General features: G+C 55.5%; 19 protein-coding genes. 6 read left to right on the top strand and 13 right to left on the bottom strand.

Annotated elements, in window-relative coordinates:
* From mnmA to MID00_RS14815, 5 genes are all read right to left on the bottom strand, one after another.
* A complete protein-coding gene (gene mnmA, locus MID00_RS14835) occupies positions 1-1,116 on the bottom strand; it encodes a tRNA 2-thiouridine(34) synthase MnmA (protein WP_009456210.1) in 1,116 nt (371 codons plus the stop codon).
* 201 nt (positions 1,117-1,317) lie between these two features.
* Positions 1,318-2,739 carry an FAD-binding oxidoreductase gene (locus MID00_RS14830; protein ID WP_022983265.1) on the bottom strand — a complete coding sequence of 474 codons (1,422 nt, stop codon included), beginning with the start codon at positions 2,737-2,739 and terminating at the stop codon, positions 1,318-1,320.
* Between the two features lie 26 nt (positions 2,740-2,765).
* The gene (aroG, locus tag MID00_RS14825) at positions 2,766-3,860 is read right to left on the bottom strand and encodes a 3-deoxy-7-phosphoheptulonate synthase AroG (RefSeq protein WP_279630670.1); all 1,095 of its coding nucleotides are present in this window, start codon (positions 3,858-3,860) and stop codon (positions 2,766-2,768) included.
* A 485-nt stretch (positions 3,861-4,345) separates the two neighbouring features.
* Positions 4,346-4,576: a YbdD/YjiX family protein gene (locus MID00_RS14820; protein ID WP_009456207.1), complete on the bottom strand. Its 231-nt coding sequence runs from the start codon at positions 4,574-4,576 to the stop codon at positions 4,346-4,348.
* A 1-nt stretch (position 4,577) separates the two neighbouring features.
* On the bottom strand, positions 4,578-6,665 hold the full coding sequence (locus tag MID00_RS14815; RefSeq protein ID WP_254498993.1) for a carbon starvation CstA family protein: 2,088 nt from the start codon (positions 6,663-6,665) through the stop codon (positions 4,578-4,580).
* A gap of 520 nt (positions 6,666-7,185) precedes the next feature.
* On the opposite strand from MID00_RS14815, the gene ehuB reads away from it, so the two are divergent.
* From ehuB to ehuA, 4 genes are all read left to right on the top strand, one after another.
* Complete coding sequence (gene ehuB, locus MID00_RS14810; RefSeq protein ID WP_035272602.1) at positions 7,186-8,052, top strand: ectoine/hydroxyectoine ABC transporter substrate-binding protein EhuB; 867 nt, start codon at positions 7,186-7,188, stop codon at positions 8,050-8,052.
* A 102-nt stretch (positions 8,053-8,154) separates the two neighbouring features.
* Complete coding sequence (gene ehuC, locus MID00_RS14805) at positions 8,155-8,826, top strand: ectoine/hydroxyectoine ABC transporter permease subunit EhuC (RefSeq protein ID WP_009456199.1); 672 nt, start codon at positions 8,155-8,157, stop codon at positions 8,824-8,826.
* A 2-nt stretch (positions 8,827-8,828) separates the two neighbouring features.
* Entirely contained in the window at positions 8,829-9,521 is a 693-nt protein-coding gene (gene ehuD / locus MID00_RS14800; protein WP_009456197.1) for an ectoine/hydroxyectoine ABC transporter permease subunit EhuD, read from the top strand.
* A complete protein-coding gene (ehuA, locus tag MID00_RS14795) occupies positions 9,518-10,303 on the top strand; it encodes an ectoine/hydroxyectoine ABC transporter ATP-binding protein EhuA (protein ID WP_009456195.1) in 786 nt (261 codons plus the stop codon). The genes ehuD and ehuA overlap by 4 nt, the downstream gene beginning before the upstream one ends.
* Positions 10,304-10,419: 116 nt before the next feature.
* On the opposite strand, the gene MID00_RS14790 is transcribed toward ehuA, so the two are convergent.
* The 6 genes from MID00_RS14790 to MID00_RS14765 all read right to left on the bottom strand — a co-directional run bounded on the left by MID00_RS14790 (position 10,420) and on the right by MID00_RS14765 (position 15,221).
* Complete coding sequence (locus MID00_RS14790) at positions 10,420-11,028, bottom strand: DUF2239 family protein (protein ID WP_254498992.1); 609 nt, start codon at positions 11,026-11,028, stop codon at positions 10,420-10,422.
* 372 nt (positions 11,029-11,400) lie between these two features.
* Positions 11,401-12,324, bottom strand: a complete 924-nt coding sequence (thpD, locus tag MID00_RS14785) for an ectoine hydroxylase (RefSeq protein ID WP_035272589.1) — start codon at positions 12,322-12,324, stop codon at positions 11,401-11,403.
* An 18-nt stretch (positions 12,325-12,342) separates the two neighbouring features.
* The gene (locus tag MID00_RS14780) at positions 12,343-12,735 is read right to left on the bottom strand and encodes an ectoine synthase (RefSeq protein ID WP_009456191.1); all 393 of its coding nucleotides are present in this window, start codon (positions 12,733-12,735) and stop codon (positions 12,343-12,345) included.
* The gene (gene ectB / locus MID00_RS14775; protein ID WP_009456189.1) at positions 12,735-14,042 is read right to left on the bottom strand and encodes a diaminobutyrate--2-oxoglutarate transaminase; all 1,308 of its coding nucleotides are present in this window, start codon (positions 14,040-14,042) and stop codon (positions 12,735-12,737) included. Before ectB ends, MID00_RS14780 begins: the two co-directional genes overlap by 1 nt.
* A 97-nt stretch (positions 14,043-14,139) precedes the next feature.
* On the bottom strand, positions 14,140-14,697 hold the full coding sequence (gene ectA, locus MID00_RS14770) for a diaminobutyrate acetyltransferase (RefSeq protein WP_009456188.1): 558 nt from the start codon (positions 14,695-14,697) through the stop codon (positions 14,140-14,142).
* Positions 14,694-15,221 carry a MarR family winged helix-turn-helix transcriptional regulator gene (locus MID00_RS14765; RefSeq protein ID WP_009456186.1) on the bottom strand — a complete coding sequence of 176 codons (528 nt, stop codon included), beginning with the start codon at positions 15,219-15,221 and terminating at the stop codon, positions 14,694-14,696. The genes ectA and MID00_RS14765 overlap by 4 nt, the downstream gene beginning before the upstream one ends.
* A 427-nt stretch (positions 15,222-15,648) precedes the next feature.
* Between MID00_RS14765 and yddG the strand changes: the two genes are divergently transcribed.
* The gene (gene yddG / locus MID00_RS14760; protein ID WP_254498991.1) at positions 15,649-16,560 is read left to right on the top strand and encodes an aromatic amino acid DMT transporter YddG; all 912 of its coding nucleotides are present in this window, start codon (positions 15,649-15,651) and stop codon (positions 16,558-16,560) included.
* A gap of 162 nt (positions 16,561-16,722) precedes the next feature.
* On the opposite strand, the gene tldD is transcribed toward yddG, so the two are convergent.
* Positions 16,723-18,183: a metalloprotease TldD gene (tldD, locus tag MID00_RS14755; RefSeq protein ID WP_009456184.1), complete on the bottom strand. Its 1,461-nt coding sequence runs from the start codon at positions 18,181-18,183 to the stop codon at positions 16,723-16,725.
* Between the two features lie 528 nt (positions 18,184-18,711).
* On the opposite strand from tldD, the gene MID00_RS14750 reads away from it, so the two are divergent.
* On the top strand, positions 18,712-19,059 hold the full coding sequence (locus MID00_RS14750; protein ID WP_009456182.1) for an H-NS family nucleoid-associated regulatory protein: 348 nt from the start codon (positions 18,712-18,714) through the stop codon (positions 19,057-19,059).
* Positions 19,060-19,154: 95 nt separating this feature from the next.
* Here the strand turns inward: MID00_RS14750 and MID00_RS14745 are convergent, their stop codons facing one another.
* Positions 19,155-19,802 carry a DUF4136 domain-containing protein gene (locus MID00_RS14745; protein ID WP_026483038.1) on the bottom strand — a complete coding sequence of 216 codons (648 nt, stop codon included), beginning with the start codon at positions 19,800-19,802 and terminating at the stop codon, positions 19,155-19,157.
* Positions 19,803-19,848: the final 46 nt, after the last annotated feature.

The raw sequence follows: 19,848 nt of genomic DNA, 5'->3' as shown, positions 1-19,848 counted from the left end.
TTATTGAATAATGCCGCCGCCCAGGCAGCGGTCACCGTCGTACAGGACCACGGATTGGCCCGGCGTTACGGCCCATTGGGGCTGATCAAAATGAAGAGACAGGCTGTCGCCTTCGGCAGCCAGGATCGTGCAGGCCGCATCGGCCTGGCGATAACGGGTCTTGGCATGAATCGGGCCCAGCGCTGGCGGATGGCCCGCTACCCAACTGGTCTGCTCGGCCTTCAATTCAGACTGCAACAGCCAGGGGTGATCGTGCCCTTGCACCACATACAGCGTGTTCGTGGCCAGATCCTTGCGGGCGGCATACCAGGCGTCGGCGGTACCGTCTTCGCGCTGCTTGCCCTTGACACCACCAATGCCCAAACCCTTGCGCTGACCATAGGTGTGGAAAGCCAGACCCACGTGCTGACCCAATACCTGCCCTTCCGGTGTTTTGATAGGACCGGGTTGAGTGGGCAGATAGCGATTCAGGAACTCGCGGAAAGGACGCTCACCAATAAAGCAAATGCCGGTCGAGTCTTTTTTAGCCGCATTGGGCAGCTTCAGTTCCTCGGCAATACGGCGTACTTCCTGCTTGTTGATCTCGCCCAAGGGGAACAAGGTGCGCGACAGCTGCGCCTGGTTCAGGCGGTGCAGAAAATAACTTTGATCCTTGGACGCATCCAGACCTTTCAACAATTGATAGTCGGTGCCGCCCCCGGCCATGGGCACGCCACGCACACGGGCGTAATGGCCGGTGGCAATCCAGTCGGCGCCCAAGGTCATGGCGTGATCCAGAAAGGCCTTGAACTTGATTTCCGCATTGCACAGAACATCGGGATTCGGGGTGCGACCTGCCGAATATTCCCGCAAGAACTCCGCAAACACGCGGTCCTTATATTCCGCAGCGAAGTTGACCGCCTCGATCTCAACCCCGACCAGATCGGCCACGCTGGCCGCGTCCAGCCAATCCTGGCGCGAAGAGCAAAATTCGGAGTCATCGTCGTCTTCCCAGTTCTTCATGAACAGGCCCACGACTTCATAGCCTTGCTCTTTAAGCAGCCAGGCCGAGACAGAGGAGTCCACGCCGCCGGACATTCCGATAACGACGCGACCTTTTTTGGTGGAAATAGTCATTGCAGTGATGATGAGAGGTGCCGCATTGGCTGGGCTTTGCGCCCAGTGCGCACCTGACTAACTAAAAAAGGCATTGTACGCCTGCCCTGACACATGTACAGGCAGACACCGCCCGCACCTGGGGTTTCTGGAAAACTGTGCTGCCCAAGACACAAAAGCCCAGACGACATGGTCTGGGCTTTCAAGGCGACTACCGCAGAATCAGTCCAGAGGACGCGGGGGCAACATCTTGCCGGGATTCATGATGTTGTGAGGATCCAGCGCCTGCTTGATGCTGCTCATCACATCCAGTGCATCCTGACCGTGCTCGGCCAGCATGAACTCCATCTTGTGCAAGCCCACACCGTGTTCGCCGGTGCAGGTGCCCTGCATGGCAATGGCACGCTCTACCAGACGATGGTTCAAGCGCTCGGACTCGTCCCACTCTTCCTGACTATCGGCGTCCAGCAGCATCAGGACGTGGAAGTTGCCATCGCCCACGTGACCCACGATGGTGTACGGGAACGGAGCCTGATCCATATCGGCCGCGGTTTGCGCCACACACTCTGCCAAGGCGGAGATAGGCACACAAACGTCCGTGGTGCTGGAGCGGCAACCAGGACGCAGTTGCAAACCGGCAAAGTAGGCATTGTGTCGAGCCGTCCACAAGCGGGAACGATCCTCGGCCTTATCGGCCCACTCAAAGTCCATGCCGCCGTTATCACGAGTGATTTCCTGGACAACCTGGGCCTGCTCCTGCACACCGCTGGGGCTGCCGTGGAATTCAAACAGCAGCAAGGGCGATTCTTTCAGCGTCAGCTTGCTGTAGGCATTGGTGGCACGTACGGCGGCCGTATCCATGAATTCGACACGCGCAATCGGGATACCCATTTGAATGACCTCGATCACGCTTTGCACGGCAGAGCGCAGATCGGGGAAATTACAGATAGCCGCCGAAATGGCTTCGGGCTGCGGGTACAGACGCACCGTCACTTCGGTAATGATGCCCAGCGTGCCTTCGCTACCGATGAACAAGCGGGTCAGGTCGTAACCGGCGGAGGATTTCTTGGCACGGTTAGCCGTATCAATAATGCGGCCATCTGCCGTCACAACCTTCAAAGTCAGGACGTTTTCGCGCATGGTGCCGTAACGCACGGCATTGGTACCCGACGCACGCGTTGCGGCCATCCCGCCCAGGCTGGCATCCGCACCGGGGTCGATGGGAAAAAACAAGCCCGTATCACGGATATGCTCGTTCAAGGCCATGCGTGTCACGCCAGCTTGCACGGTGGCGGTGAAGTCCTCGGCGTTGATTGCGACGATCTCGTCCATACCGGACAAATCCAGGCTGACACCGCCTTGAATCGCCAGGAAATGCCCTTCCAGCGAGGAGCCAGCCCCGTAAGGAATCAGGGGCACATGGTGCTCATGACAATGACGTGCCACCCAGGCTACTTCTTCTGTGCTGCGAGCAAAAACAACCACATCAGGCAGCATGGGTGGATACGGCGATTCATCCCGTCCATGGTGTTCACGCACGGCGTGCGAAAGCGAGCAACGCTCTTGGAACTGAGCCTGCAAGGCTTCTACAAAACCTTCAGGTAAAGGGCGCCGCGCTAGGTCGGCATGACCGGGAGCATTCATGAGCATTCCAAAAAGGCAAAACCCTATTATGAGTGGCTAAGTGCCCCCTCTTCAAGAGCGACTCGTGCCTGGCGACGCTGACGCACCGCTTCAGCCAGTTTTTCCAGAACCGCCACCGTGTCATCCCAATCGATGCAGCCGTCGGTAATGCTTTGGCCGTAGGTCAGCGGCTTGCCTTCAACCACATCCTGACGACCACCTACCAGATGGCTTTCGATCATCACGCCGCAAATGCGCATGTCACCACCAGAGATCTGACCAGCCACATCGGCCAGCACTTCTGGCTGACGGCGGTAGTCTTTATTACTGTTGGCGTGGCTTGCATCGACCATCACACGCGGCACCATGCCGGCCTTGATCATGGCCTGGCTGGTTGCCTCAACGTTTTCAGCGTCGTAGTTCGGCGTCTTGCCACCGCGCAAAATCACGTGGCAATCGTTATTGCCCACGGTGGACACAATGGCGGAGTGACCACCCTTGGTGACCGACAGGAAATGGTGCGGCTGGGAAGCGGCCTTGATCGCGTCCAGAGCAATACGGATATTGCCATCCGTGCCATTCTTGAAGCCGACGGGGCAGGACAATCCGGAGGACAGTTCGCGGTGAACCTGGCTCTCTGTCGTGCGAGCACCAATGGCGCCCCAGGAAACCAGATCAGCAATGTACTGGGGAGTAATCATGTCCAGGAACTCGCAGCCAGCGGGCAAATCCAGCTGGTTGACGGCCAGCAGCAATTCACGCGCCGTACGCAAACCCTGATTGATGTTGAAGCTGCCATCCATGAAGGGGTCGTTGATCAGCCCTTTCCAGCCCACGGTGGTGCGTGGCTTTTCGAAGTACACGCGCATCACAATTTCCAGCTCGGGGGCAAAGCGCTTGCGCTCGACCGTCAGGCGACGCGCGTAGTCCATGGCGGCTTCGGTATCGTGGATGGAACAAGGGCCGACCACGACCACCAGACGATCATCGCGTTCGTGAAGGATCTTGTGAATGCTGCGGCGGGCCTTGTGAACCGTCGTCGATACAGCAGAGGTACACGGGAACTCGCGCATCACATGGGATGGGGGAGACAGCTCCTTAATTTCACGAATCCGTAAATCATCAGTATTGTGCGACACGATTGAACTCCAGTTGGTTTGCCAGGTCCGGGGGCAAACGAAAAAAAAGCCGCCCGGTCTATGCTGGCGGCTTATTTCAGGATTTAGGTCTTACTTGTGTTTGGTGCAACCCGTCCTTTCCTCCACCAGCGGCATCGGAAAAGCATAAAAATAAAAGAAGAAAACGGGGGTTGCGAAAGTCATGGGAAAAATCCTAACACAGTTCCTGACGCGCCGCCAACAAAACCAGCAAGATTCATCCACAAAAACGCAGAACAACAAAATATTTATACCAAAAGGACACTAAAAAACGCCACCAAACGAAATCATTGTTTCGTTTTGAATTTTTTATTGGCCCTTTTGTTTCGTGTTATCGCGAAAAACCACGATAAATCGTTTAGATGCCTTGTTTGTCTTATTTTTACATCTACATACAAACCTGATGGCACACTGCCAGGCACAAATGCAAAAGGGCCAGAACACTGGGTTCTGGCCCTTAGCCGCCTAATTTAGCAGCAGGCTATACGCCCTTTGCCACCATACCGGGCTTGCTGTCTCTCCCGGAAAAACTCGGCGTACTCCATCGGTTTCTGATCCGGGTGGTTCACCCGCATATGATTCAGATAGGTTTCGTAATCAGGCACGCCCACCATCAGACGCAAGGTTGTGGCCAGATAACGCCCGGTGCCCCGCCCTGCCTGGGCACTGCGCGAAATGGCTCCTGTCAATAATCCTTTCATATCAAGCTCCTGCTGCCGCTTGAGCCGGCAATGGCTCGTACGGAGTCTCGGCAGAATGCGGCTCCGTGCTGCGACGTGCTTTCAGCACGCAACGGATGCCAAAGAACACCATGCTCAAGACCACAAAGATGAACAGACCGCACAAGGTGGAGTTCACGTAATCGTTGAAAATCACCTGTTGCATCTGCTCCAGAGATTTGGCCGGCGCCATGACAGTTTGTTCCGCCAACCCTTCTTGATAAACCTTGGCGTGGGCCAAAAAGCCGATCTTGGGGTCGGGGTGGAACATTTTCTGAAAGCCTGCCACCAGCGTGCAAATCAGCAGCCAGATAGTGGGAACCACGGTCACCCATGCGTAGCGGTCTTTCTTCATCTTGAAGAGCACCACCGTACCCAGTACCAATGCCACCGCTGCCAGCATCTGGTTGGCAATACCGAACAAAGGCCACAAGGTGTTGATACCACCCAGTGGATCGACCACACCCTGATACAGGAAGTAGCCCCACGCCGCCACGCACAAGGATGTGGCAATCAAGTTGGCGACTAGCGACTCCGTACGCCGCAAGCCCGGCACAAAAGTACCCATCAAGTCTTGCAGCATGAAGCGACCTGCACGCGTACCGGCATCTACCGCCGTCAGAATGAACAGGGCCTCAAACAAAATGGCGAAGTGATACCAGAAGCTCATCATCGCCGGCCCGCCGATGACGTTATGCAAGATGAAGGCCATGCCCACCGCCAGGGTAGGAGCACCACCGGCACGGGAAATAATGCTGTTTTCACCCACGTCGCTGGCCATTTGGGTCAGATCAGCGGGAGTAATCAGGAAGCCCCAGCTGGACACCACTTGCGCGGCCTGCTCAGGCGTGGTGCCAATCAAAGCGGCTGGGCTGTTCATGGCGTAGTAAATGCCAGGCTCGATCACGCAAGCCGCAACCAGGGCCATGATGGCCACAAAGGACTCCATCAACATACCGCCATAGCCGATATAGCGCGCCTGGGTTTCGTTTTCGATCATCTTGGGCGTGGTGCCCGAGGAAATCAAAGCGTGGAAACCGGACACGGCACCACAAGCAATGGTAATGAACAGGAAGGGGAACAAACTCCCGGACCAGACCGGACCTGTGCCATCAATAAACTTGGTGGTCGCTGGCATTTTCAGCTCGGGCGCCACAATCACAATCCCGATGGCCAGACCCACAATCGTGCCAATTTTCAGGAAGGTGGACAGATAGTCACGTGGAGCCAGCAGCAGCCACACGGGCAGCACAGCAGCAATAAAGCCGTAAATAATCAGTGCCCAGGTCAGCTCTTCGCCATTCAGGGTGAAGAACGGGCCCCAGGTCGGGTGCGCCGCTACGTCCTGACCATACACAATCGCGGCCAGCAGAAAGATCAGTCCGATCACCGAGACTTCGCCAATACGGCCCGGCCTCAGGAAACGCAGATAAATCCCCATGAAGATAGCCAGCGGAATCGTCGCTGATACCGTGAAGGTGCCCCATGGCGAATTGATCAGGGCCTTGACCACAATCAGCGCCAGCACAGCCAGAATGATGACCATGATCATGAAAGCGCCAAACAAGGCGATCACACCGGGCACCGTGCCCAGTTCAGACTTGATCAGATCCCCCAGCGAACGCCCGTCGCGGCGCATGGAGATGAACAGCACCGTGAAGTCCTGCACCGCCCCCGCAAATACCACACCGGCCAGAATCCAGAGCATGCCGGGCAGGTAGCCCATTTGCGCCGCCAGCACTGGCCCGACCAAGGGGCCAGCCCCTGCAATGGCGGCAAAATGGTGCCCAAAAAGCACGTGTTTATTAGTCGGTACGTAGTCCAGACCATCGTTATGACGCCACGCTGGCGTCATGCGGGTCGCGTCCAGCTCAAAAACCTTGCGAGCAATGAAACGGCTGTAATAACGATAGGCAATTAAATAGACGCAGACTGCGGCGACTACGATCCATAGAGCATTGATGCTCTCCCCTCGGCTTAGTGCCACCGTTCCCAGGGCAAAGGCCCCCAGCACTGCAACCAGCACCCAAATCAGATGCTGTTTTATAAAACCGCCCTCTTCTCTGCTCATAGAGCCTCCACGATTTTGCATTAAGTAAGTCTGTCACCAACTTTTTCTTCTGGCCGCACTTCTGATCTGAAGAAGTCGCCAGCTGCCAGCACAAGAGACGCAATACCGAGTGTGGCAGGCGTTCTTGCGGGGTCAGCACAGTCGTTTGGTACCGTGCATTTCCCGAACCAGCAGGGTTTGAAAGAGCGCCAAAGCGCACTTTCCAAAAGGGTGTCGGCGCGCCCGAAGGCGCGCCGAACTCATTCATGAATCAATCTGGGGTAGGCATAAGCCAGGCGCTTTTGAGAGGACAAGCGCTCTTTAATCCTTGGGAGCATAGTGAAAACACGTACTCAAGGCACCACGCATTTTCCCTAAGACCAAACTTTTCACTTATATATAAATTCTAATCAGTTCTTTTGAGCGATAGTTTCTATCCATTTAATTTGAGTACGAATGATTTTATGCGCTATGATTTCCCTGCAAATCTTTCGTAAAACAAATCATTCATAACGAAATGGTATAGGCGAGAAAAGGACTCATGATGAAACTACAATCCAAGCCCCTCTGCGCGTTGGCCTTTGCCCTGCTGGGCACCCTGGCTGCCGCCTCCAGCGCCCAGGCAGTCACGCTGGAACAAGTCAAAGAGCGCGGCGTGATTCGCGTCGCCGTTGCTAATGAAATTCCGTACGGATACATGGACATGTCCGGCAAAGCCCAAGGCGCTGGCCCCGAAGTGGCCCAGGCCATCATGGAGCGCCTGGGTGTCAAAGAAATCAAATGGGAAACCGCTAATTTCGGTTCCCTGATCCCCGGCCTGCAAGCCAAACGCTTTGATATGGTGGCCGCCGAAATGGCCATCCTGCCGCAACGTTGCAATACCGTGCTGTTCTCCGAGCCCAACAGCTCCTACGGTGAAGGCCTGCTGGTCGCCAAGGGCAACCCCAAGAACATCCACTCTTACGAAGACTTCGCCAAGACTGATCACAAGATCGCCATCATGGCCGGTGCCGATCAGCTGGAAATGATGCAGGCCCTGGGCGTGCCCGATAACCGCATGATCACTATTTCCAACAACGCGGATGCGATCTCCACCGTGGCAACCGGCCGTGCCGATGCCTATGCCGCAACTGGCCAGACCGCCAGTGATCTGGCCTCCAAAGGGGGCGGCAAAGTCGAGCTGGCCGCCGAGTTCAAGGACCCTATCATTGATGGCAACCCGGTTCGTAGCTGGGGCGGCTTTGCCTTTGCCAAGGAATCCGAAGACTTGCGCGACGCGGTGAACAAGGAACTGGCCGAATTCAAGAAAACCGATGAATGGAAAGCCATCCTGAGCAAGCACGGCTTTACCGAAGAAGACGCCAAGCACTCATTTGAGAAATCCACGGAACAGCTGTGTAAAGCCTGATCCTTCACCTGCGGGTAAGGCGGCCGCACGGGCCTGCGCGGCCCCTTGCAAAGGCCGACAGCGCACTGAAGGTGTACCGCCTGCCCTTGTCTGGAACCTGATATGGATTGGTTAAGTTACAGCTCGGCCCTGATGGACGGAGCCTGGGTCACCATACAGCTCACCCTGTATTCAACCGTGGTGGGAGCCATCGCCTCCTTTGCCCTGGGCATAGGCAGGCTGTCCCACTCGGTCGCCTTGCGCTCGCTGTCCGTCACGATTATTGAAGTTTTTCGCGGCACCTCTTTATTGGTACAGCTGTTCTGGCTGTACTTTGCCCTGCCCATTCTGGGCGAGTCCATGGGTCTGGACTGGCGTCTGGACCCGGTCGTGGCCGGCACCCTGGCCCTGGGCCTGAACATTGGCGCTTACGGTGCCGAAGTGGTGCGCGGTGCCATCCAGGCCGTGCCACACTCCCAACTGGAAGCGGCCAAGGCCCTGGACTTTACAGAGCGCCAAACCCTGTGGCGCATCAGCCTGCCCCAGGCCATCCCGGAGATGATGCCCAGCTTCGGGAATCTGGCCGTGCAAAACCTGAAAGACACTGCCCTGGTCTCCCTGATCAGTCTGGGCGACTTGAGCTTCAGAGCTGAACAAATACGCAACTTCACCCAGGACAGCACCACCATCTATACCCTGCTCTTGCTGATGTACTTCGGCATGGCACTGGTGCTGACCGTCCTGATGAAATTGCTGGAACGCGCAACCGGCCGCTGGCGTGCGCAAAGGAGCTGAACATGCTGTTTGGTATTGAATGGGACACCAGCAGCAACGGAGCATTTGCGCTGTCTATCCTGCCTATTTTGCTTAAAGGCTTATGGGTCACCATCCAGGCCGCCGTGCTGGGCTTTGGTGTTGCGGCTATCTTGGGACTGATTCTGGCAGGCCTGAAAAGTGTGCGTCTGCGCCTGATTTCCTGGCCCGCCTATGTGCTGACCGAATTCCTGCGCGACACACCTTTGCTGGTGCAATTATTTTTCCTGTACTACGTGCTACCGGACTACGGGATTGTGCTGCCCGCCTTTCTGACCGGCGCACTGGCACTGGGTGTGCAATACAGCGCCTATCTGTCCGAGGTCTACCGAGCCGGTCTGGAGTCCGTTACCCATGGCCAGACTGAAGCAGCCCGCGCACTGGATATTTCCCCGCTGCGTACCTTTATGGTCATCACTCTGCCCCAGGCCATCCCGCGCATCATTCCGGCCATGGGTAATTATCTGGTGTCCATCATGAAGGACGTACCTGTACTCTCTGTTGTATCGGTACTGGAAGTTCTGAATGTGGCCAAGATTATCGGTGACCGTACCTTTAACTACATCATTCCCCTGTCCATGGTGGGCGGCCTGTATCTGCTGCTGACCCTCCTGGCATCCGCTGGGGTACGAGCGCTGGACCAGCGTTTGCCCAAGCAAGGAATCCCCCTGCGATGACTGACTCTACGAACCCCATCATTCAATTTGACAATGTCACCAAGAAATTTGGTGATGTCACCGTGCTGGACGCCTTGAACTTCCAGGTGGAACCAGGTGAAAAAGTCACCATCATCGGCCCTTCCGGTTCCGGTAAATCCACCGTGCTGCGCATTCTGATGACGCTGGAGACCATCGACGAAGGTGTCATCACGGTAGCGGGCAAACCCCTCTGGCACGAGCGGGTCGATGACAAGCTGGTGCCCGCCAGCCAGAACCACTTGCGCGAGATGCGCAAGGAAATGGGCATGGTGTTCCAGCAGTTCAACCTGTTCCCGCACATGACGGTGATGCGCAATGTGACTGAAGCGCCCACCCATGTGCTGGGCCTGTCCAAAGAACAGGCGCGCGAACGGGCCACCAAATATCTGGATCTGGTGGGCCTGATCGACCATGCTGACAAATTCCCCAGCCAGCTCTCTGGCGGACAGCAACAGCGCGTGGGCATCGCCCGGGCCCTGGCGATGGAACCCAATATTCTGCTGTTTGACGAACCTACCTCGGCTCTGGACCCCGAACTGGTGGGCGAAGTGCTGGGCGTGATTCAAAAGCTGAGTCAGGAACAGGATCTGACGATTCTGCTGGTGACCCACGAAATGCAGTTTGCCAAGGAAGTCTCGGACCGCGTCTGCTTCTTTGATAAAGGCGTGATCGTGGAATCCGGCCCACCCGAACAAGTGTTCTGCCATCCGCAGGAAGCGCGGACGCAGGCGTTCTTGAGCAACTTTATTCAGGCGGCCTGAGCACTTGCGGTCTGCGTCACTTGAACGTGGTTCTGAGCTGAGCCACGTTCAAGCAGCTTTTGTCAAAGAGGTACCCATCTCTTGCAAAGGCAGCAGGCGGGAGTCCCCAGGCCTTATTAAGCCAAGGGTGTCGCCGGAGTTTCAGCCAGCTTGATAGCATGGTCCCGCACATCTTCCGGCCAGTCAGCCAGCAGGGTTTTGAAGTGCTCCAGCTCATCGGCAAACAAGGCTCGCATGGCTTCTTCAAAGCCGGGCAAATCGCCACCAATCGCGGTCATGAAGTTATAGGTCCGCTCCTGCGCCTGGCGACGCTGATCTTTGGCGGAGCTGGCACGGCGAGCCTCTTCAACCAGCTTGCGCAGCGCAACCGATGCGCCGCCGGGTTGAGTCGCCAGCCAGTCCCAATGACGTGGCAATAAGGTCACTTCACGGGGAACAACGCCCAGCTTAGGACGACCTCGGCCTCGTGGAGCCTCTTTCTCTGTCTGCTCGACCTCTACTTCAGGAGCATCCACTGGCGCATAGCGTTGCGCCAGCTCTTCGTCCGTCCCTTGGGTGTTCACATCCACAAAACGGCCTGTCACATCGTCAAAGATCAGTACGGGATCGTTAACCCGGCTCTCCAGCACTTTCTTCACGGCCAGCACATTGGTCAGCATGGGACCGGACGCGATACGGCGGTGGCCCATAAAGCTGGTGTAGGTATTGGGGTAAGTCGTTTTCATGTCAAAACCAGAGCTTCAAGTAAGAAGGCCCTATTTTTACCCGGATGATATTAATCCGTCAATATTACCCGGATATAAATAAGCGATTGTTGCTAATTGGGTGTATTAACACAGTTGATCCCGTCCAGCAGCCATCACAAGGACTCCTGGACATGCCGAGTCATATCTGATGAGCATCTCCGATAACAGCTTTTCCGGACGCCGGCCAATCAGTACGGTGCAGACCCGTCATTTACCAACGCCCGCCCCCAGACGCTGGCCGCTCCCCTCTTCTTCACAATCCTGAGCCCACAAAAAAACGCCCCCTGAAATAAATCCAGGGAGCGTCTTATCCGGCCAGGTCTGCGCACAAGGCGCAAACCTTCTTTCTGCCTAGGACTCCAGCAGCGGTCCGTTCAACGGCGTCAGGACAGGGAACTGCCCGCGAGTGGCCACATGCGCAGGACGGGGTGTCAGCCCCTGCTTGGGATCACCCACGCAGTTCTCCACGCTGTTATAGACCGTAAACACATTGGCTCGTGGCCAAGGCGAGATATTGCTGGCCGAGCCATGCAAGGTATTGCAGTCAAAAAAGATCACCGAACCGGCCTTGGCAGTAATGGCTTCAATGCCACCCTGATCCACCAGCAAACGCAGGCTGATCGGATCGGGTACGCCATACTCCTGCTTGCGCAAGGACTCCTTGTAATGGTTGTCCGGTGTCTGCCCTGTGCAAGAGATGAACTGACGGTGTGAGCCCGGCACCAGCATCAAGGGGCCATTGCACACATTATTGTCCGTCAGCAGCACCGAGCAGCTTAAGGCGCGCATTTGCGGCATGCCATCTTCGATATGCCAGGTCTCGAAATCCGAATGCCAGTAAAACTCCTTGCCGGTAAAGCCCGGTTTCAGGTTGGCACGGGACTGATGCACATACACCTCCGAGCCCAGAATCTGGCGGGCCACATCCAGTACACGCGGATCGCGCACCAGGCGGGCAATCAGCTCGCTTAACTCGTGCACACGAAAGATCGAGCGCACGGCCTGACTGCCCTTTTCCACCACCGCTTCTTCACGCGACAAGATGCCGGGATCGGTGCTCATGGCCTCCACATTGCCCAGCAAGGCTTGCACTTCCTGCGCATTGAACAAATCAGGCAGCAGCAAAAAGCCATTGTCCTCGTACTCCCGCAGTTGGGACTTGTTCAAAGGCTGGCTACCTACCGGATCCGGATACACCACCGGCTCCTGGCGGCTGACGATGGCCGCCGTTCGTTCTGTACGGGATGTGTACAGATCGCTCATGGTCACTGTCATCATGCTCTCCTTAGGTCTTCAGTCTTCCACGATGGCTGGGTAAACCCCTTTCTCATCGTGAACTTCCTGACCGGTCAGGGGCGGATTGAACACGCAGATCACTCGCAGCGGCTCTTTGCCACCGCGCAGATAATGCTCATCGTGCTGGTCCAGGGCATAGACTACGCCTGGGCCCAAATCGTATTTCTTGCCGTCGGCAACGGTTTCGATTTCGCCATCGCCCTCGATGCACCACACCGCTTCCAGGTGATTCTGGTAGTGGATGTGAGTCTCGGTGCCAGGAAAAATAACGGTTTCATGAAAGGAAAAACCCATGCCGTCTTTCTTGAGCAGAACACGGCGGCTGACCCAGGTGTCCGTGCGCACCTCGTCACGGGTTCCAATCACATCTTGTACGTTCTTGACCAACATTAGCGTGCTCCTCCAATCTTCAGAATCTTGGCCTGGCTGCCGCGCTTGGACAGGCACTGGGCCACGCTGCGTTCAATAATGTCCAGGCCTTGAGTCAGCTCTTCATTGCTGATCGTCAGGGCAGGCAGCAGCTTCAGAACTTCGTCGTGGGCGCCCGAGGTTTCAATCACCAGACCTTGCTTGAAAGCCTGTGCAGCAATTTCATTGGCCAGACCGGCACCGGGCGGCGTCACCAGGCCCTGGATCAGGCCGCGACCGCGTACGCTCAAACCACGATCTGGATAGCTGTGCACCAGGTTTTCCAGCCAGTCGCGCACTTGACGCTCCTTACCCTGGATCTCGGCTTCAAAGTCCTCGTTGGCCCAGTAGCTTTCCAGAGCTTGAGCCGCAGTCACGAAAGCCAGGTTATTGCCACGGAAGGTGCCGTTATGGGCGCTGGGTTTCCATACGTCCAGTTCAGGACGCAACAAAACCAGAGACATGGGCAAGCCAAAACCGGACAAGGATTTGGACAAGGTGATGATGTCAGGGCTGATACCGGCCTGCTCGAAGCTGAAGAAACGGCCCGTGCGACCACAACCGACCTGAATGTCATCGACAATCAGCAGCATGTCGTGCTCGCGGCACAGACGTTGCAGTTCACGCAGCCAGCGCTGTGTAGCAACGTTCACGCCCCCTTCACCTTGCACGGTTTCCACGATGACCGCGGCAGGATGGTCCAGACCACTGCTGGGGTCTTCCAGCAAGCGCTCCAGATAAGCCATCGTATTGACGTCCGGTCCCAAGTAGCCGTCATAGGGCATGAACGAGGTATTGCCCAGGGCCACACCCGCTGCACTACGAAACTTGGAGTTCGCCGTCACTGCCAGGGAACCCGTGCTGACGCCGTGGAAACCGTGCGTAAAGGAAATCACATTCTGGCGACCCTTGACCTGGCGTGCCAGTTTTAACGCCGCCTCCACGGCATTGGTGCCGGTAGGCCCCGTAAACTGCAAGCGGTAGTCCCACCCGCGCGGTTTGAGCAGCACTTTGTCCACCGTTTCAAGAAAGTATTTCTTGGCGCTGGTGGCCATGTCCAAACCGTGTACCAAGCCGTCGGTGTTCAGGTATTCAATCAGCTTTTCTTTCAGGTGGGGATTGTTATGCCCATAGTTGAGCGTACCGGCTCCACTGAAAAAATCGATGTATTGCCTGCCTGACTCGTCCTCCAAAACCGAGCCTCGGGCTTTGTTGAAAATGACCGGGAAGGACCGGACGTAGCCCCTTACTTCAGACTCCATCCGGTCGAATATTTTTAAATCAGTCATATTTCCTCTCCTGGTTATAGAACGGCGTGTCTTGAGCCGACAAACAACAATCAGCGAACCAGACCGGCTCTACCGTTCATTTGCGTAAAGTCCCCTCTTATCCAGAGTCCAAGGGGCCGATTCGTAATAGAGGTTCTGCCTCGTGAGCCTGTGCGGCAAACAAGGCGGTATCAAAGAATTCCTGTTCCTGCATGGGGGCGCCCCAACGCCGGGCCATGGCCGCAAACAGGCCACGCGAAGCCCGGTTACCGGGGCTGACCGTCGTTTCCAGATAGCGCAGGGAGCGGCCACGCAGACGCTGTCGCAGATGCTCCAGCATGGCCTGCCCCAGACGACGCCCACGGGCGCGCTCATGCACGGCCACTTGCCACACAAAGAGCACATCAGGACGGTCGGGGAGAAAGTAGGCAGAGATGAAACCGTCTATTTGTTCCCCACGCTGCGCGACAACGCAGGTCCGGGAAAAGTGCTCGCTGAGCAGCAAATAGAGATATTCAGAATTCAGATCCAGTGGCGGGCTATCGGCAATCAGCTGATGGATTGCGGCCGCATCACGCAACAGGGGCGCACGCAGTGTCAGCGCCGGGTCACTGGGGGCAGGATCGGCGGCAGTGATGCTGCCTGCCGAGCTGCCCGGACTAGGTCGGTCCGTCAAACCACCAACCCGGATTCGGGGGGGACATCCCCTTCCGGGACCTCAAGAATAGGCGAGGCCGTATCGTCGGCCTCCAGCACAACATCCGGGTCAGCATCGAGCAAGCGCACAATGCGCTCCAGGGACAAGGTCATGGTGGCCTGTTCCAGCTCGGGCAACTCTTTCAAGGCGTCCGACAACTTCTTTTGCAAGGGGGACGGCGTATCGCGTGCCAGGGTCTCCCCTTCTGGCGTCGCACTGACAAATACAATGCGTCGATCTTCACGACCACGCTCGCGCAGCACCAGCTTCTTGTCTTCCAGGCGGTCCAGAATACCAACCACGGTGCTGGGGCTGACGTGCATTTCGCGGCTGATGGCCGTGGCCGTCAACGGGCCTTTTTCGATAATGGTGCGCAGGCAGATCAACTGGGGCGCGGTGATATTGCTGTACGCCGACAGCTGCCTGGAATGCAGGGCAATCGAGCGCGTGATCTGGCGCAAAGCCCGCAAAATTCGTAAATCGTAGTGTTGATCTGTGGTCATTTAATTAGCCAAACAAAATAATTCAGCACGATTAATTCGTGTTGAAATGATATGCCTAGAAAAGATTCAAGTCAAACCGATTTACACTCAAAATCATAGAGAGCATAAACAAGAGGTTCTGACTCAAAGTCCAAAAAAATGTAAGTACCCTGGCTTACGGGGGCGGACCAGCAAGGCGCAGAAAATACCCTGCCTGCTCCCCTTTTCGCCATGAGTGGCTCGAGCCGACACGCCGCTTACAGTAAACTGCCACGAGCCCTTGCCGTGGGGGCCTGTCGGTTTTCACTCAAGACCGGGTGTGCCGCGTCACAGCCCTGCTTGCAAACCGGCACAGTCTGATACAAACCCGGTCCATTAACCCATAAGTCTCTTGGCCAAGTAAAGCCTGCTCCTGTTCTCGCCGTGCCTTGCAGACACTGAAACCCGCATGAAGCAATCTGATAAGGCAACCCTGATTGGTCTGATCGCCATTGTTCTTTGGAGCATGATTGTCGGCCTGATACGCAGCGTCAGCGACTACCTGGGTGCGACTGGCGGCGCCGCACTGATCTACACCCTGGCCTCTGTCTTTCTTCTTTTATCGCTTAGCTGGGTACGCTTGCGCGACTTTCCGCGCCGCTACCTGATCTGGGGCAGCGTTCTGTTCGTCTGCTATGAGCTGTGCCTGGCTCTGTCTATTGGCTACGCTCACAACAGCCAGCAAGCGATTGAAGTGGGAATGGTTAATTATCTGTGGCCCACCTTTACCATCGTGGCCGCTATTTTGTTCAACAAGCAAAGAGCCAACTGGCTGATCGCGCCAGGCCTGCTCTTGTCCATGATGGGTATCAGCTGGATTCTGGGCGGTGAGCAAGGTTTGAGTCTGCACAGCATCTGGCTGAATGTGCAGGACAACCCCTTGAGCTACGGCCTGGCCTTTAGTGGCGCACTGATCTGGGCGGGCTACAGCACCATGACTGCACGCATCGGCCAGGGCAAAAATGGCATTACCTTGTTTTTCATGCTGACAGCCACCGTCTTATGGATGAAATATCTAGGCCAAGGAGCACCTGCAATGACCTTTACCCTTCCAGCACTGATCTACTTGCTGCTGGCGGCCATGGCGATGGGCTTTGGCTATGCGGCCTGGAACGTGGGTATTTTGCACGGCAATGTCACCATACTGGCCGGCGCCTCCTACTTCATTCCAGTATTGTCAGCCGCCCTGTCTACTTTTTTGCTGCAGGCTCCCTTGACGCCAAGCTTCTGGCAAGGCTCGGCCATGGTGTGTTCGGGTGCCTTGTTGTGCTGGCTGGCCATCCGGGTCCGCAAACCCAGGCGAACGAAAAGTGCTACCTGAAAAACCCTATTCATTAATCCGGGCACGGCTGTGCCTGATGAGCAAAAATCAAAATTAAATTCTATTTGCTGCACCGCAATAAAAGCAGCATAAAAAAAACCGCCCAACCTTGAATTAAGGGGGCGGTTCTTTTTATCTATTTTGATTAGCCAGCAAATTAAATCAGGCGGTTCCACCTACGGTCAGATTTTCCATCCGCACGGTAGGAATACCGACTCCAACCGGAACGCTTTGACCTTCTTTACCGCAAGTCCCCACTCCTGAATCCAACTGCATGTCATTACCGATCATGCTGATTTGGTTCATGGCATCGGGGCCGCTACCAATCAAAGTGGCACCTTTGACGGGATACATCAGTTTGCCGTTTTCAATCACCCAGGCTTCCGAGGCCGAGAAAACAAACTTACCGCTAGTAATATCGACCTGACCGCCACCGAAGTCTACGGCATATAAACCCTTTTTAACCGAGGCAATAATTTCCTGAGGGTCTTTATCGCCCCCCAACATAAAGGTGTTGGTCATGCGTGGCAAAGGAAGGCTGGCGTAGGACTCGCGTCGACCGTTGCCCGTAATGGCAGCCCCCATCAGACGCGCATTATGGGTGTCTTGCAAATAGCCTTTCAAAATACCGTCTTCAATCAAGACGGTACGTTGTGTGGCATTACCCTCGTCATCCATATTCAAGGAGCCACGGCGGTTCTCCAGAGTGCCATCGTCAATGACGGTCACGCCCTTGGACGCCACGCGCTGGCCAATACGACCCGAGAACAGGCTGCTGCCACGACGGTTAAAGTCCCCTTCCAAACCGTGACCCACGGCTTCGTGCAGCATGACCCCTGGCCAACCTGGGCCCAGAACCACCGTCATCTGACCGGCAGGTGCGGGTTTGGCTTCCAGATTCGTCATGGCCGAACGCACGGCCTTATCCACGTAGCTGCGCAGCATATCGTCGGAGAAGTAGGACAGATCAACCCGTCCGCCGCCTGCCGCCGAGCCGCGTTCACGGCGGCCATTTTGTTCAACAATGACCGACAAGGACAAATGCACCAAGGGGCGTACATCGGCGGCCAGACGACCATCGCTACCGGCCACCAGCACGACATCGTATTCCGCACCCAGACTGGCCATGACCTGTACCACGCGCGGATCCGCTGCGCGAGCCAAGGCATCCAGTCGCCCCAACAGGGCTACTTTTTCAGGAGCAGGCAGGCTGGCAATAGGGTCTGTGCCCGTATACAAGGTGGGGCGCTGCGTGTCGGCTGGCACCAAAATGCCGCTTTTGCCTGAACCGCCCTGGCGGGCAATCGAGCGCACCACACGGGCCGAAGACAGTAAAGCCTCGGGGCTGAGGGAATCCGAATAGGCAAAGGCGGTTTTCTCGCCACTTAATGCACGCACACCCACGCCCTGCTCAATGGAAAAGCTGCCGCTTTTGACGATTCCTTCGTCCAGCGCCCAGCCTTCGCTGCGGGTGTACTGAAAATACAAGTCGGCATAGTCAGCCTGATGGGTGAAGATCTCACCGAGCGCGCCGGACAAATGGCTTTCATTCAAGCCCCAGGGCTCAAGCAACAGTCCACGGGCGCATTCCAGGGCATTGATAGCCGGATCAACTAACTTCATCGTTTATTCCTACTGACAGATCCCCGGCAAACCCATGGCTGCAAGGGACGAAAATGGGTACCAAAAGACGTGCTGACATCAACTTGGCTTCCGTCCATCTGAGCATTAAAACAGAATGTGCCCCCGTATGCGATGCCGACGTACTGATCGGGCAGTTTCCTGGCTTTCAGAACCATGAATCAGCCTGCTGAACTAATAGGTTCAAAAATTCCAATTACGACATTTTCTGATACGGAATTAAAACTATTTTAAAATCTTCCTAATTAGAAACCCACCTATATGGTTTTGATATAAACCCATTCAAATTCATGATAACCCCTGATTAGATTAAATAATCAAGAGCCATTGAATTGTCTAATGACCTTAAATAATTACAAAAACCAAACACCTTTTTGATTAAGCGTTTATTTTTTATCCAAACCACTTATCTTTTTAAGAAAATCAAAGTACACTGTTTTCGTATGATAAACACGAGCTTGTACAGGCAGGGTTTATCAGATAACTACAATCATGAAACAGGAATCCCATATGTCAGTCGAAACTTACAGCTCCGCGAAGCAAAAGATAGAAAAAGAGATTCTGCGTCTGCAAAAGCAGATGAAATCCCTTCGAGTCAAACAGCGTCGTCCTGTCATCGCGTCTATCGTCAAGTCCATGCAAGATAACGAGATCACGATTGAAGAAGTCGCTGAAGCGCTGGAAAATTCCGCCCGCCGCGGTGCTGGTGCTGGTTCCAACGGCCCTAAAACCAGCCTGCCTCCCAAATACCGCCACCCCGGCACCCAGGACACCTGGACGGGCCGTGGCCGCCCACCACGTTGGATTATCGATGCTGAAGCCAATGGTCGCAGCCGTGAAGAGTTCCTTATCAAATAAGTTTTGGGCACCAAACAAAAGAAAGGGACCGCTTGAAAAAGCGGTCCCTTTCTTATTGATATAAATCCCCTACATAATGCCGGGATTCTGGCGACTCAATCCCGAGCTAATGGATATCGGATATCAATCACTTGTCCATTATTACCCGGGAAACCATCAAATATGGCCTGGGACAAAAACGGCATCTGCTGGTCCAGGTTGTCAGAATGGCTATAAGACACGGCGGTGGCGCGATACACTTCTGCGCCCGAGTTTTGATTATCTGTAATGATTACATTTAGATAATTTTTATACACAGTGACAGGAACATTCACTACATTCGGAGAATAAAAGAAACCTCCGCCCCAACCATCATTTGGCGCATAATAGCCGCGCCCGATTCCCCACGCCGATGGACCATAAAAACTATCTGCAAATTGAGGCACCCAGCTTTGTTCTTGCGGATTGCCATAATCCATTTGCACCACAAAACGCGCAGACTTCAGATCCGCTGCTTGCACCAGTCCGGTCACACCAATAGAAGCCCGTACAGAATCTGCAAAAGACTGGTATTGCAGACTACTGCTTTTGTCCGGCGAGGACTTGATGTAATAGGTATCGCCACTGGTCGCCGTGGGCCATTGCTGATAACGCGTCAATTTGGCGGACCAGCTAGGCGCAGCGCAAGCCGTGGTCAAAACCGCCAATACCAGGCTCATCAGGCGTAGGGCGCGCCAGGAAAACCCTTCAGAAAATAACGTCATAGTTTCACCCTTGCTTGTTTTTCGCTTGCACGTTCAAGCCCGATTA

The sequence above is a fragment of the Alcaligenes sp. NLF5-7 genome (assembly GCF_024266725.1).
GTDB lineage: Bacteria > Pseudomonadota > Gammaproteobacteria > Burkholderiales > Burkholderiaceae_B > Alcaligenes > Alcaligenes phenolicus.
This window is presented reverse-complemented; position numbering and strand designations above follow the sequence as displayed.